This is a genomic window from Rahnella sp. PAMC25617 (genome assembly GCF_050606005.1).
Lineage (GTDB): Bacteria > Pseudomonadota > Gammaproteobacteria > Enterobacterales > Enterobacteriaceae > Rahnella > Rahnella variigena.
The window spans coordinates 607143-622303 of sequence record NZ_JBOCUM010000006.1; the positions used below are offsets into that span (position 1 = coordinate 607143).

Sequence of the window (15161 nt, forward strand, 5' to 3'; positions counted from 1 at the left end):
TACTACGCTCCCCAAACAACAATTGTTCCGTAAAGTAGGTAAACCACTAATGTCACGACAATGGCCAGTTGCAGCACAAGCCGGACAGCTACCGGTTTCACATAGTCCGTTAACACCTGCCACATGCCGATCCACGCGTGGATCAGAATCGACAGCAGCGCCAGCAGTGTGAATACTTTGGTGATGGAGGAAGAGAAGAAGCCATGCCAGACATCAAATGTCAGTTCCTGAGCCAGAACCACGAAGCCCAGAATATAGAGGATGTACAGGGTGAGGATAATTGCGGAAGCACGCAGTAACAGCCAGTCGTGCACACCATTGCGCCCTAACGCAGAAACGTTGCTTACCATACGAGGACTCCAGCCAGAATTGACAGCACGACGGTCAGACCGATTGCCACCTGGGCAGAACGGGTACCGGCAGCCAAACTCTCTTCGATATAGCCAAAATCCATCAGCAAATGGCGGATGCCACCGCAAACGTGATAGGCCAGCGCAGTGAGTATTCCCCAAAAGATGAATTTGACGAAGAAGCTATTCATGATGGCGGCAGCATGTGCAAACCCTTCAGGAGAAGAGAGAGACAGGCCTAAAAGCCAGAGGAGGATACCGACGGCGACGAAGGTAATTACGCCAGAGACTCGGTGTAAGATGGACGCTATCGCAGTAACAGGAAACCGGATCGTTTGCAGATCCAGATTGACAGGTCTTTGTTTTTTCACGGTTTTGCCCACACAGCTCTTATTATTTTCCCTCCGGCCCGGAGCAGTATGTCAGACAGCACCCTTTCCTTCGTTCTTGTCGCTGTGGGTGCGTTGGCTGCGCGCGCTCACCCTAATCACTGACCTATGTCAGCTCATAGGGATTCGGTTGCTTGCCGTCTTCCCACAACACCAATAACTTTGGAAAGCTGAGCTAAAAGCTCATCAGTTTTCGCGCTCAAAGGACGACATCCAGTGTGCTTAAAAGGCGCGATAAACGTATTTTCGTAGCCGTAACGTAAAGGGCGAAGAAAATGATGCTGGGTGCTCCTACTTCGGATTGTCCGGAGACCTTGTAGGAGTATAGGTTGATCACATTCTTATTACAATTGCCCTACAAATGCTTTATTCACATTTCTCTGAAACAGTGAGTTAGCTCTCACTTTTCATAAAAGACACAAAATAAATTATCTGGTTTGACAATTGATCAACATTTCCATTACAAATGAGCTATCTCTATAGGACTGTGATACTGAGCACATACCGGCTTTCGCCTGATGCACCAATAGGGTGAAAGTTTCTGAAGAATCAGTGGATCACACAATCGCAAATACGGGTCTTCCCTGATGGCTCAAGTTATGCAAAAGTGGTGATTGTGTAAATCCTCATGCTTCTCACAGGTACTGAGTGACAGAACAGTAATGATTTACCGAATCTTTAACAACGATGAAACGCCGCTTGTTTGTCACAGAGCAGTCTGAGACTGCAATTCGACTCAGCTCTACGTTCCCTTTTTCATTCGATCGAAGAGCTAAGGCTGACAATAATAATGACCTTACAAGGCGTCGCTTCCAGGCATTTCTGTTGTTAGGGATTTTTAAAAATAAGGCGCTAAGGAGACTGTAAATGGCTGATAAGAAAGCGACACTTACCCTACAAGGTCACGACCCGATCGAACTAAACGTGCTGTCCGGCACACTGGGCCAGGATGAAATTGATATCCGCCCGTTAGGCGCGAAAGGTTTTTTCACCTATGACCCCGGTTTTACGTCTACCGCATCTTGCGAATCTAAAATCACCTTTATCGACGGTGACGAAGGGATCCTGTTACATCGCGGCTTCCCGATTGATCAACTGGCGCAAGAATCTACTTTCCTGGAAGTGAGTTATCTGCTGCTCAACGGCGAAACCCCGACGCCAGAACAGTATGAAGAATTCAAAACCAATGTGACCCGTCACACGATGGTTCACGAGCAAATCACCCGCCTGTTCCACGGTTTCCGTCGTGACTCTCACCCGATGGCTGTGCTGTGTGGTGTGACCGGCGCACTGGCGGCGTTTTATCACGACTCGATTGACGTCGAAAATGAACGTCACCGTGAAATCGCCGCTTACCGCCTGCTGTCCAAAATGCCGACCGTGGCAGCCATGTGTTACAAATATTCCATCGGCCAGCCGTTTGTATATCCGCGCAACGACCTGTCGTATGCCGGTAACTTCCTGCACATGATGTTCTCCACGCCGTGCGAAGAATACAAAGTGAACCCGATTCTGGAACGCGCCATGGATCGTATTCTGATCCTGCACGCTGACCACGAACAAAACGCCTCCACGTCTACCGTGCGTACCGCCGGTTCTTCAGGCGCTAACCCGTTTGCCTGTATCGCTGCGGGCATCGCATCCCTGTGGGGACCGGCTCACGGTGGCGCCAACGAAGCTGCGCTGAAAATGCTGGAAGAGATCAGCAGCGTTGATCACATTCCGGAATTCGTTAAGCGTGCGAAAGACAAAAATGATTCCTTCCGCCTGATGGGCTTCGGTCACCGTGTTTACAAAAACTATGACCCGCGCGCTACCGTAATGCGTGAAACCTGTCATGAAGTGCTGAAAGAGCTGGATCTGAAAGACAACCTGCTGGAAGTGGCGATGGAACTTGAGCACATTGCGCTCAACGACCCGTACTTCATCGAGAAGAAACTGTACCCGAACGTCGATTTCTACTCCGGCATCATTCTGAAAGCGATGGGTATTCCGTCTTCAATGTTTACCGTTATCTTCGCGATGGCGCGTACTGTTGGCTGGATTGCTCACTGGAGCGAAATGCATCAGGAAGGCATTAAAATCGCCCGTCCTCGCCAGCTGTATACCGGCTACGATAAACGCGATTTCCATTCTCAGCTGAAGAAATAACTCACCTTCAATATATAAGGCCGATGAATAACTCATCGGCCTTTTTTTTATTTATTAATTCACATGACAACTTAATTATATATTAAGATTTTTAAAAGCATATAAAAACCAATACCAATGTTTGACGATTACCCCTCTGTGATATACCATCCCCCGAAATTCACCCGGCTACAAAAGCCATAGTCACCATTAACACGATTCATTGCAATCCGGTAATTAAAAGAACGGATAAATGAAACATATAATATAAACATGCCATTATTAAACCAAGGACATTCTGACATGGAAGAATATCGGAACGGCTCACGATCGTTTAAAAGAACATTATTATCGAGTGCCATTTTTAGCCTTTTATTACCGTCATCGGTTGTACTTGCAACAACTACATTTTCTGGCGGGAATTCATCACCTTTTGACTATATGATCTCTTCAACTACAGCTGACGAGGAACATGCCTATGTCATCACTGACGCGAATACAATAGTGACCGTCGATGGTGAAATTACGCTTGGCGAGATGACGGCGCCTTACCAATCTGTAGTCTCCACGACCGGCAACGAAGCCTATGCTTTCAATATTATTAATGAAGGTAAACTGGTACTTAATTATGCTGACGTCAGCACAACTAATTCCGGAAAAACATTTAACATTACTACCGGCGCTTCGGCTGAAATTAATAACGCCGATATAAGTTCAGGCAAACAAGATAGCAGTGTTATTTATGTCTCCGATAAAGGATCGGCTTTAACAGGCAATGATATTCGTATCACCAGTGATGCAGCTCAGGCCCGGGGAATTAATATCCGCTCAGGTGCGTCAGCTGATCTGAGCAATATTGATATTACCTTAACCAATGGCCGAAACGCGATCACGGTATCGGACTCAACCGCGATCATTGAAAACCTCACCATTAGTCAAAAATCTGAAAGTACTCAATCAGCTGTTTATGTATCAGGTTCGAGCGACACCAAGAAAGCCACCGCTGAGATAATAAACGGCAACGTCGAAATGACCGGAACTGGCGATACTATGGTGAACACAAACATTTACAGCGATGTCACGCTCAATGGCGGGACATATACAGCGGTAGGTGATAATAACACCGGATTCTTTACAGCGAGTAAAGGCGCGAAGTTAACCGCCAGTGATCTGGCGCTCACCACCAATGGCATACATTCCAATGCGGTGGATGCCCGGGGGGAGACAGAATTAAATAACGTCAGCATCACGACTCTGGGTGATCAGTCCTATGGCCTTTATGTCGATTCCAATGAAGCGACAAACGCGGGATTGCCCCTCGCCACACTGACTGCCAAAGATATGAAGATCAACACCACAGGTTCCAACTCCGCTGCAGTCGTCGCTGCCCGCGCAGGGATTATGGATCTTGATGGCGCTGAGATCACAACTCAGGGAGCAAACAGTAATCTGCTGGTAGCAATGAATGATTCTACCCTGAGTGCCAACGCAGTTAAGGGGAATTCGACCGGTAATGGTGCTTCTGCTGTCCGTTCCTACGCCAACAGCCAGATGACCATCAGCAACAGCGAATTATCGGCCACCGGTGCATTAGCAAATGGCATCTATACGCAGGGTTTTGATGCAGACCATCAGGCCGTCGTAACGCTGGATAACAGCCTTGTTAGCAGCGCCACCAGCGAGGGAATACTGGCTGCAGGTGCCAATACCCGGATTAACGTGAACAACGGGTCAACCGTGCAAAGCGGAAACGGTATTCTGCTGAGAGCCAAAAATTATACAGATACGGGCGTGACCGCGCAAAGTCAGGTGAACTTATCTGCAAGTAACTCGCACATGGAAGGCGAAATAATTGTCGATACCGGCAGTGTTGTGGATGTGTATCTTAACAGTGGCTCTGAATGGCAAGGCATTACCGCAAGTACCAACAGCGTCAACATCGACGATTCCAGCCTGTGGACGCTGACCGGTGATTCGACGATTTCGCAGATGAATTCCAGCGGCACCACTCACTTCACTCACAGCGGTAGTGAATATTCTGAGCTGACCGTGAATGGCAATATGACCGGCGACGGTACATACCGTATCAATACTTATCTGGATGACAGTAATTCGCCGACAGATAAGATCCACGTAACGGGCGACATTACCGGTCAAAATACCCTGTTTGTCACCAGCACTGGCGGCAACGGTAATAATACGCTGGGTAACGGGATTGAAGTGGTTACCGTGGAGGGAACGAATTCGCAGGGAACCGATGCTTTCACGCTGGGGAATTCTGTTTCTGCCGGCGCTTTCAACTACGGTCTGCGTAAAGGCGATATCACCACCGGTGAGGGCGAAAACTGGTATCTGAGCACGTGCGCCAGTTACGATTGTTCAACGCCTATCCCGGATCCAGATCCTATTCCGGACCCAACGCCAGATGATAATCCGGACGACAATCCTGATGCTAATCCTGATAACATCCCTGACGATATTCCAGACAACAATCCGGATGTGAACCCTACCCCGACACCATCCGACGACATTCAGCCATGGCGTGAGGAAGTGCCGGGATATATCGCGGCGCCGGTGCTGAATATGCAGTATGGCTTTGATGCCATCGGCACTTATCACCAGCGTACCGGCGGTGATGTGTTGCATAAAGACGGAGCCTGGGGTCGGATTGTCGGTACTCACACTGAAAATGATGCAGGTCGTTACAGCTATGACACCGATACCTGGTATGCGCAGTTGGGTATGGATCTGATGTGGGATAAAAACGAAGAAAACACCGAACGCAGTGCCGGTATTCTCGTGACACTCGGACGTCAGAATACTGATGCGGAAGACAGCCTTCGCAGCAATAATCCGTTGTATTCCGTACAAACCGGCAGTGTAGACAGCGACATCTACAGCTTTGGCGGTTATTACACGCTGAAAGCGCAAGATGGCGGATACATTGACGCGGTGGGCATGGGCAGCTGGTATAAAAACAGCTATGACAGCACGCATGATGCCGATCAGGACGGTTATGGCGTCGCGCTATCAGTAGAAGCTGGCAAGCCATTTACCCTGCATGAAAATCTGAAAATTGAACCACAGGCGCAGGTGATCTATCAGTATCTGAATCTGGATGATTTCAACGATGACATCAGCCATGTCTCCGGCGTATCAACCAGTAACGCGCAGGCACGCGGCGGTGTGCGCCTGTTCCTGGATAATCCAACCTGGACGCCTTATCTGACGCTGGATGCTGTCACTACTATCGGCGATGAACCTGATGTACAAATCGCGGATCAGCGATTGAAAGCAGAATTCAGCGACAGCTGGTGGCAGACAGGCGCAGGTCTGGCGGGCAAACTCAGTGAAAACACCACGATTTATACTGACGTCCGCTACCAGAAAGGCTTTGATTCAGATCTGGAAGGCTACAGCGGCAATCTGGGTATCAAAATGAATTTCTGATCCTTATTAGACAGAGCAAGGGCACTCCGGTGCCCTTTTTTATCACTCATACCTGACACACCGGACACCAGAAAAACGGTCGCGATGACACGCTGGTTTTCGCGATCGGATCACCGCAGCGCTCACAAGGCTGACCCGTGCGGCCAAACACCTTGAAGCGAAACAGCGCGCCGTGATGCACATTTTCATCCATCGTGCCGCGTGTGGCATAAGATAACCGCGCAACAGACAAACAGGCATCCGCCAGCGCATCCAGCTCCTCGTCGTTCAGTTCTTTCGGTTTATGATCTGGCAATAGTTTCGCCAGCCAGAGAATTTCCGCCCGCAGATAGTTACCCAGCCCGGCCAGAAAAGCCTGATCCAGCAACATTCCGCCTAACTGCCGGTTGCAGAATTTAGGTGAGAGTAACCGCTCACGTACCTGTGCGACCGTCAACGTCTCATCCAGCACGTCGGGGCCGATACGTTGCAGGAACGGATGATTCTCGATTTCCGCCGTATCGTAAATACTGATCTCCGATGCGCTGTACAGCAGGATCGCCGCGTCGGTGGTCTGCAATTTTACCCGCAGCGAGCGTTTGGTTTCTTTCGCCACTTCACCGGCATTCACCACCCGCCAGACACCATAGAGCTGATTGTGGCTGTAGAGCGTCAGTCCGTTAGAAAAGTGCGTCAGCAGCGCTTTGCCACGCGTTTCAATCGAGGTGATTTTCGTTCCGCGCAGTGCAGACTGATAAGGTTTTAATGAGGGAAACGCAAACCACGCTTCCGTAAGCGGTTTATTGACCACCGCTTCTGCCAGTAAATCGGCAGCGCGGCGGATTTCAGGACCTTCTGGCATCAGTGAGTCGCACCCTCAGCAATTTTTAAATCTTGTTCCGTGTGCAGCGCGATAGCGATAGTCAGCTCAAGGGCGTTCAGGACAGTGTGTACTGACATACTCGGCGCGCCAGGATGCTTCGCCGCCTGTTCCGGCAGATAAGGAATATGGATAAAACCGCCCTTCACCACCTTGCATGACGGCTGCGCCAGACGGTGCATCAGCCCGTACATCACGTGATTACAGACATAGGTGCCGGCGGTTTGTGATACGCACGCCGGAATACCGGATTCGCGTAATCCGCTGACAATCGTTTTGATCGGCAGTGAGGAAAAATAGGCCGCAGGTCCGCCGGTGACAATGGTTTCGTCCACCGGCTGATTGCCTTCGTTATCAGGAATACGCGCATCGTCGACGTTGATTGCCACACGTTCGAGACTGAAATCGACGCGCCCGCCCGCCTGTCCGACGCAAAGCACCATTTCCGGCAGGATTTCATCAATTGCCGCATTCAGCGCATCAATAGCTTTACCGAACACACAAGGCAACTGACGCACCACAATCTGCGCGCCGGATAACTCCAGATCGCCGAGCTGTTTGACCACTTCCCATGACGGATTCACACGCTCGCCGCCAAAAGGCTCAAAACCGGTTACCAGAACTTTACGCATTGAGATTCCCTAAGATCAGCCCGCGCTGATCTGAATGTTTTGCTCACCAAACGCTTCCCGCAACCGGCGGGCGAAAGTCAGTGCGTGCTCACCGTCGCCGTGAAGGCAGACAGTATCGGCGCTGACCGGCACCCAGAGGCCTTCGCGGCTGAGAACTTTGCCTTGTTGCACCATCGCCAGCGTCTGGTCCAGCGCCAGTTCATCGCTTTCAATCATGGCATCCGGCTGACTGCGCGGCACCAGCGTGCCGTCACTTTGATACCGGCGGTCAGCAAACACTTCCTGCCGCGTTTTCAGCCCGAGCCGCTCACCCGCGCGGATCAATTCACTGCCCGCCAGTCCGACCAGACGCAGCCCCGGGTTGATGGTATGCACCGCACGGGCAATCGCATCAGCCAGAATAGCGTCGGTCGCAGCCTGATTGTAAAGCATGCCGTGCGGCTTCACGTGAACCATTTCCCCGCCTTCCGCACGGGTGATGGCGGCCAGTGCACCGAGCTGATACACCACCTGTGCGTACACCGTTTCAGGAGGCAACCGCATCGCAGTACGGCCAAAGTTTTCCCGGTCGGGAAACGACGGATGCGCGCCAATCGCCACGCCGTATTTCAGCGCCCAGCGCACAGACTGACGCATGGTCTGCGCGTCACCGGCATGGAATCCGCAGGCAATATTGGCGGAACTGACCAGTTGCAACAGTGCCTCATCGTTGGCACAGCCTTCGCCTAAATCCGCGTTGAGATCAACGACCATGCAGCCCCCGTTTTACCTGCTCAATAAACAGCGATTGCTCACGCAGCGCTTTCTGCGCCTCTTCTGGCGTACATTTCACAAAGTGAACGGGTTCGCCAAGGCGGATTTGCGCCAGATTGTATAAATCGGCTTCGATGACACAGGCGATACGCGGATAACCGCCGGTAGTCTGGGCATCGGCCATCAGCACAATCGGTTGTCCGCCGTGCGGCACCTGTACAACGCCCGGTAACAGGCCGTGCGACAACATTTCGCGGTCAGTTTCGCGCTTCAGGACATGCCCGTGCAGACGATAGCCCATACGGTTACTTTGCGGACTAAGCTGCCACGAGGCACGCCAGAATTCTTCACGCGACTGCGCGCTAAATTCCTGATATTCCGGTCCCGGCAAGGCGCGGATACGGTTGCCGAACAGCAACTGTTTAATGCCGCCGGAATGCTTCGGCTGCTGGTATGAGTCGCCGGTGGGAAGCTGATCGCCATCCTGCAACTGACGCCCCTGAAAACCACCAAACCTGGCTTTCAGATCCGTACTGCGCGACCCCATGACTTGCGGCACATCAATCCCGCCGGAAATCGCCAGATAACTGCGCATACCGCGCGTCGGCATTTTCATGGTCAGAATTTGCCCCGGCTTCACCGGATAGTTCCAGCCGGTCCAGAGATCTTTGCCATCGAGTTGCGCGTGGCAGCCCGCACCGGTCAGCGCAATCCAACCTTCGCGGTGGAGCTCTGCGCTGAACTGACCGAGCGTGATTTCCAGACCGGCGGCATTCTCATCATTGCCGACCAGCAGATTAGCAATCCGCAACGCCGGCGCATCCAGCGCACCGGACTGGCTGACGCCCTGCTGGCGATAACCGTTACGGCCTAAATCCTGCACGGTGGTCAACATCCCTGCGCGTAAAACCTTCAGCATACGCCCTCCTTTTGTGGCACGAAGCGCACGCTGTCACCCGGCAGGAGTAATGTCGGAATTTCGCGCTGCGGGTCAAACATTGCCAGCGACGTTTGCCCGATCAACTGCCAGCCGCCCGGCGTGACCAGCGGATAAATGCCCGTCTGGCTGCCGCCGATACCGACCGAGCCTGCGGGTACAGAAAGACGCGGTTCACCATGACGCGGTGTGCTCAGTTTCTCCGGCATACCGCCCAGATAAGGGAAGCCGGGCTGGAAACCGAGGAAGTAGACGGTGTAATCAATGCCACTGTGGCATTCGACCACCTGACGCGGCGTCATACCGGTATGCTGCGCCACATGCTCTAAATCCGGGCCCTGTGTCCCGCCGTAAACCACCGGAATTTCAATCAGCCGTGATGCCGGCTCAATCGCTTCACTCTCTTCCCACCAGGTTTGCAGGCGTTCAATCGCATCCAGCGCCGAACTTTGTGCATCGGTGAGTAACACCGTCAGATTATTCATACCGGGTATGACTTCGCGGACACCGGGATAGGTCGCCCGATCCTGTAAACGCTGAGCCAGTCCCCAGATACGCTGCTGGCTCGCCAGCGAAACCGGAGGTTCCAGTTCCAGCACTACTGCGCGTTCACCCAGCAGGTAACATCGTGCTCGTTGCACTCAGGCACTCCTCAAAGAAAGGTTGTGGATCATCAGGTTATTCACTAAATCAATAGTGTGAGATTTGTTATCAGTTATGCGTGAAATCGAGTGGTGATGTCAACTCATCTGCCCGTTTGCGCAGGACACTGAGGTTTCGCCCGCCGTCCGCAACTGGTACTCTCATAAAAGTTGCTGTTTTTTTAGCGTTTGGATAACGCCTTCGTTACACAATAGGGATGGCCTGTGAGAAAACCGTTAGCACTCTTCTTTCCGCTGTACACCACGACATTACTGATGCTGCTGGGCTCCGGCCTGCTGACTACCTACATTTCCCTGCGTTTGTCCGCTGTCCACGTCAGCGGCGCGATGATCGGGGCAATCATCGCGGCCAACTACATCGGGCTGGTGATCGGCGGTAAAGTCGGCCACATTCTGATTGCCCGCGTCGGGCATATTCGCGCATACGTTTCCTGTTCCGGCATTATTACCGCTGCCGTGCTGGGTCACGGCCTGACCGACATTATCCCGATCTGGGTAGTGCTGCGCCTGATCATCGGCTTGTGCATGATGGTGCAATATATGGTGCTGGAAAGCTGGCTTAACGACCAGGCCGAAGCCAGTCAGCGCGGCGTGGTATTCGGCTTTTATATGGTGGCGTCTTATCTCGGGATGGCACTTGGTCAGGTGGTGCTGATGCTCAACAGCGATTTAGGCGTCAGTACGCTTATCGTTATCGCGCTGTGTTTCGCCCTGTGTCTGGTGCCGATTGCCCTGACGACGCGCACCAACGTCGGACATATGTCTCCGGCGCCGATGGAGCTGAAATTCTTTATCGGCGCGATCCCCAAAGTGCTGGCTATCACGTTGCTGATTGGCATGGTCGTCGGGTCGTTCTACGGGCTGGCGCCAATTTACACCAGCCAGCAATCGCTGAGCACACAACAAACCGGTCTGTTTATGGCGCTGGCGATTTTCGCCGGATTACTGGCGCAGTTCCCGCTGAGCTGGCTTTCGGATCGGTATAACCGCAACATGCTGATGCGCATTAACGCGATTCTGCTGGCCGTGGCGGCATTGCCGCTGGCGCTGCTCACGCATATCTCCTTCCCGCTGCTGCTTGGCATCGGTTTTATCGTCAGCCTGATGCAGTTCACGTTGTACCCGCTGGTCGTCGCGCTGGCCAATGACATGATCGAGCCGGAACGGCGTGTTTCGCTGTCCGCCTGTCTGCTGATGGCGTTCGGCGTCGGTGCCTGTATCGGTCCGCTGGCGGTCGGCGCGCTGATCGAGCCACTGGGTGGCAATATTTTGTACGCATTTTTTGCTATTTGCGGCGGCGGCATTGTGGCGCTGAGCCGGACATCGAAAAAAGAAGAAGAGACGCAGATGGCGGTCGATGCACCGGTTCCGCACATCGCCATGCCGGACAGCCTCAGCAGTTCCCCGCTCTCTCCTGCACTGAATCCGGCGTTTGATGAGCAGATGATTCAGGACACCATGCCCGCGCCGGAAAATGTGGTTGAACCGCTGGTTGAGGAAAGCGAAGCCGCAGAGGTAGAAGAGGAAGAAGAGGAAGAAGAGGAAAGCAAGTATCCACCGCAGGGCGCAGACCCCGAAGTGGATACCGGATTACAGCGGGCGTTTACTCTGCTGGAAGACAGCGTTTCTGAAGAGACAACTGATAAAACGATACATAAGTAAGGGGCGTAATCGTTGCAGGCAGTTTGGATTCGGCCAGCGCGCAGGGACAGGAGCGTACAATGAGTACGTGACTGTCACGAGCACTGCCCGGATTCAAAATGGCAAATAAGATAGCCCCTAGGCAGGGTTATCAATGTCGATAAACATGACGTCTAACCCATGTTCCGCTGCCAGCCATTCACCCAGCGCTTTCACGCCATAACGTTCTGTGGCGTGATGGCCGGCGGCGTAGAAATGCAGTCCCATTTCGCGGGCAATATGTATCGTCTGTTCGGACACTTCGCCGCTGATAAAGGCATCGACGCCATATTCCGCCGCTTTCTGAATGTAGCCCTGACCACCACCGGAACACCACGCCACACGGCGGATTTCAGCCGGTGCATTCTGTGAACTGTGAAGGACGTTGCGATCCAGCGTCACTTCGATGCGCTGGCGAAACTCTTCACCGGTCAGCGGTTTTTCCAGCTCGCCCCACGGCAACAGCACGGCAATTTCGCCCTGCACATTAATTCCGAACAGCTTTGCCAGTTGCGCGTTATTGCCCAGTTCAGGATGGCCGTCAAGCGGCAGATGATAGGCGTACATGTTGGTATCGGTCGCCAGCAACGTCTTGAGACGGTTGCGTTTCATGCCACGAATTTCAGCCGGTTCGTCTTTCCAGAAGTAACCGTGATGCACCAGCACCGCATCGGCTTCCACCGCAATCGCGGCATCCAGCAAATCTTGCGACGCCGTCACACCGGTCACCACGCGCTGTACTTCGCGACGGCCTTCAACCTGTAATCCGTTCGGCGCGTAATCTTTGTAGTTGCTGATGTCCAGTTTCTGATTAATCAGGCGTTCAAGCTGGAGATTATTCATGGCGTTTCTCGTTATTAAATGAATGGTCTATTTGACCTCTAATTTATCACCCTGCGCCATTCTGACAAACTTCACGCCAAATTTATTGCCTTTCTCCAGCTGTGCCATGATCTCTTTTTCAGGATCCGCACCCGCTTTCAGGCCCGGTTTGACGTGGCTGATGATCACCGTAATATCTTTCAGCGAACCCTCGCCCCCTGCGTATTGCTGCAAAATCCCCAGTTCTTTGAGCAACCAGTCCGGTGTCAGGTGCCCGAACAGTTTGCTGTCAGGCACACCATCAGGATAAGAGGTCTCGATGATGATGCCTTTCAGCCGTTTGGCTTTCACCTCATCACCGAGCACGCGCCAGACGGTATCCAGGTTCTTCGATTTTTCGACTTCATCCGGGCCGGTATCGCCGAAGAAGGCAAACGACTCTTTATTGCGGCTCACCAGAATCATGCTCGATGGTGTGCCGCCATGGCTGAGCGGGTAAATATTGCCGTCCAGACCGGTCAGCCCGAGGGAGAAACGTTGTGCCGGACGCTGCTGATTCAGGCGATAAGTGCCGATGCGCAAACCGCTGCCGGAGTCGGTGAAGTTAGGCCAGACGCGGCCATTGAAATAATGCTGACGCAGCGTACCGATGGTATCCGCCGTGCCGTAAATCGGTTTTTTGCTGTCTTCCGGCGAGCTGATAATCAACCCTGCAAGATGGTCGAGATGACCGTGACTGATAAAGTATCCGCCAATCAGATTGCGGAAAACCGCACCCTGCGGGGTCAGTGGCGCGGCATTTTCAGCGGTCACCTGCGGAAAACTGCCCTTATCCAGCGCCTTGCGGATGCCCGGTAAAACAGAACCGGCATCCAGCCCGAGATAGAGTTTTTGATCATCACTTCTGATCAGGTACGAGGTGAGATTGCCTTCTTCGACGCCGCCGTTCACGCCCAGCGCCACCACATCAAATCCTGCGGTGGCCTGTCCCGCCCAGCATGCCAGCATCAGCGCCAGCAGGTGCTTTTTCATCACATCGCTCCTTGTCGTGGTGAGAGTAAGGTCAGTCAGACCGGTTTTTTGCCGCCTCAAACGCCGCGAGCGTGTCTTTTCTCGCCCGCGCATGATCAATAACCGGCAGCGGGTAGTCTAGCACGCGATGTTGTTTTTCCGCCCAGCGATGGGGTTGATGAATGTCTCTTTCTGGCACATCCGCCAGTTCAGGCACCCAGGCTTTGATAAAGCGTCCTGCTTTATCAAAACGTTCACCCTGCGTGGTCGGGTTGAAAATACGGAAATACGGTGCGGCGTCGGTGCCGGTAGAAGCGCCCCACTGCCAGCCGCCATTGTTGGCCGCCAGATCGCCGTCGAGCAGTTGCGACATGAAATAACGCTCGCCTTCGCGCCAGTTGATCAGCAAATCTTTCACCAGAAAACTGGCGACAATCATACGCAGGCGGTTATGCATCCAGCCTGTCGAATTCAGCTGACGCATTGCCGCATCCACAATCGGATAACCGGTTTTACCGTCTTTCCACGCCTGTAACTCTTCCGGTGCATGACGCCAGCGTACATTGTCGGTCCATTCCACGAACGGCTGATGCTTACAAAGCTTCGGCCAGGCAACAATCAGATGACGGTAAAACTCACGCCACACCAGCTCATTCAGCCAGCCGAACGCGCCGCCGTCGGTTTTCTCCAGCACATCCGGGCATTCGGTGCGCAGACGGTTAAGACACTGACGCGGCGACAGCACACCAATCGCCAGATACGGCGACAGCGAACTGGTGCCGTCAACCGCCGGTAGATCGCGTTGTTCGAGATAATCCTGAACCTGTTCCCGGCAGAAACTGCGCAGCTGATGACGCGCAGCTTCTTCGCCAATCGCAAAGTCGTCACCAATATCCGCCAGCGGATAATCGAAGGGCATCAGCCGGTGCATCACCACTTTTCCGGCATTTTCCCGGGCTTGTGGCGCAGGCAGGGAACGGCTGTCGGACTCGGTCAGGCGGGATAAAAACGCGCGGCGAAAAGGCGTATACACCTTGTACATTTCATTATTGCCGGTCGTGACCGAACCCGGCGGCAGCAGCAAGCTGTCGTCAAACGCGTGGCAGATGGCCGATTCACTGACCGCTTTTTCAACTGCTGCATCGCGCTGACGTTCATTGAATTCATACTGTTTATTGTAAAACAGCGCATCCACTTTTTCGGATTTACAGAAATCCTTCAGCCAGTCCACGCTGTCAGCAAAATCATCACACTGATGGTAATGCAGTCCGATACCGCGCTCAGCCAGTGAATGTTGCAGTGCCTGAAGATGCTGATAAATAAACATCGCCTGCCGTGGTGCCATCTGATGCAGTTTCCACTGTTCCGGCGTGGCGATAAAAAGGGCAATCACTCGCGCCTGCGGGTCTTCACAGGCAGCATGCAACGCGCGGTTATCGGTTATCCGCAGATCATTACGGAACCAGACTAAATGCGTGGTCATAAC

General features: G+C 53.0%; 13 protein-coding genes. 3 read left to right on the forward strand and 10 right to left on the reverse strand.

Annotation, left to right across the window (positions count from 1 at the left end):
- Positions 1-2 precede the first annotated feature (2 nt).
- Positions 3-350, reverse strand: coding sequence for a succinate dehydrogenase membrane anchor subunit (gene sdhD / locus ACM615_RS08895; RefSeq protein ID WP_095921202.1), 348 nt, complete (start codon positions 348-350; stop codon positions 3-5).
- Positions 344-733 (reverse strand): succinate dehydrogenase cytochrome b556 subunit, encoded by a 390-nt coding sequence (gene sdhC / locus ACM615_RS08900; protein WP_015698116.1) that lies wholly within the window; start codon positions 731-733, stop codon positions 344-346. The genes sdhD and sdhC overlap by 7 nt, the downstream gene beginning before the upstream one ends.
- 873 nt (positions 734-1606) lie before the next feature.
- Between sdhC and ACM615_RS08905 the strand changes: the two genes are divergently transcribed.
- Positions 1607-2890, forward strand: coding sequence for a citrate synthase (locus tag ACM615_RS08905; protein WP_112289179.1), 1284 nt, complete (start codon positions 1607-1609; stop codon positions 2888-2890).
- 420 nt (positions 2891-3310) lie between these two features.
- Complete coding sequence (locus ACM615_RS08910) at positions 3311-6319, forward strand: autotransporter outer membrane beta-barrel domain-containing protein (RefSeq protein WP_431011780.1); 3009 nt, start codon at positions 3311-3313, stop codon at positions 6317-6319.
- A gap of 46 nt (positions 6320-6365) precedes the next feature.
- On the opposite strand, the gene nei is transcribed toward ACM615_RS08910, so the two are convergent.
- Genes nei through pxpB form a run of 5 tightly spaced genes read right to left on the reverse strand, consistent with a single transcriptional unit; the run spans position 6366 to position 10141 of the window.
- The gene (gene nei / locus ACM615_RS08915) at positions 6366-7160 is read right to left on the reverse strand and encodes an endonuclease VIII (RefSeq protein WP_129638384.1); all 795 of its coding nucleotides are present in this window, start codon (positions 7158-7160) and stop codon (positions 6366-6368) included.
- Complete coding sequence (gene pcp / locus ACM615_RS08920; RefSeq protein ID WP_431011781.1) at positions 7160-7810, reverse strand: pyroglutamyl-peptidase I; 651 nt, start codon at positions 7808-7810, stop codon at positions 7160-7162. The genes nei and pcp overlap by 1 nt, the downstream gene beginning before the upstream one ends.
- 15 nt (positions 7811-7825) lie before the next feature.
- Entirely contained in the window at positions 7826-8563 is a 738-nt protein-coding gene (gene pxpA, locus ACM615_RS08925; RefSeq protein WP_113876032.1) for a 5-oxoprolinase subunit PxpA, read from the reverse strand.
- On the reverse strand, positions 8553-9482 hold the full coding sequence (gene pxpC / locus ACM615_RS08930; protein ID WP_113876033.1) for a 5-oxoprolinase subunit PxpC: 930 nt from the start codon (positions 9480-9482) through the stop codon (positions 8553-8555). Before pxpC ends, pxpA begins: the two co-directional genes overlap by 11 nt.
- Positions 9476-10141, reverse strand: a complete 666-nt coding sequence (pxpB, locus tag ACM615_RS08935; protein ID WP_159282381.1) for a 5-oxoprolinase subunit PxpB — start codon at positions 10139-10141, stop codon at positions 9476-9478. Before pxpB ends, pxpC begins: the two co-directional genes overlap by 7 nt.
- 276 nt (positions 10142-10417) lie before the next feature.
- Here pxpB and ACM615_RS08940 point away from each other — a divergent pair, with 276 nt between their 5' ends.
- Complete coding sequence (locus ACM615_RS08940; protein ID WP_420849419.1) at positions 10418-11824, forward strand: MFS transporter; 1407 nt, start codon at positions 10418-10420, stop codon at positions 11822-11824.
- Positions 11825-11941: 117 nt separating this feature from the next.
- Here ACM615_RS08940 and ACM615_RS08945 read toward each other — a convergent pair whose 3' ends face one another.
- Genes ACM615_RS08945 through phrB form a run of 3 tightly spaced genes read right to left on the reverse strand, consistent with a single transcriptional unit; the run spans position 11942 to position 15158 of the window.
- Complete coding sequence (locus ACM615_RS08945; RefSeq protein ID WP_112289171.1) at positions 11942-12685, reverse strand: type 2 GTP cyclohydrolase I; 744 nt, start codon at positions 12683-12685, stop codon at positions 11942-11944.
- Positions 12686-12712: 27 nt separating this feature from the next.
- A complete protein-coding gene (locus tag ACM615_RS08950) occupies positions 12713-13696 on the reverse strand; it encodes an MBL fold metallo-hydrolase (RefSeq protein WP_431011782.1) in 984 nt (327 codons plus the stop codon).
- 31 nt (positions 13697-13727) lie between these two features.
- A complete protein-coding gene (gene phrB, locus ACM615_RS08955) occupies positions 13728-15158 on the reverse strand; it encodes a deoxyribodipyrimidine photo-lyase (RefSeq protein WP_431011783.1) in 1431 nt (476 codons plus the stop codon).
- Between the last annotated feature and the right edge of the window lie 3 nt (positions 15159-15161).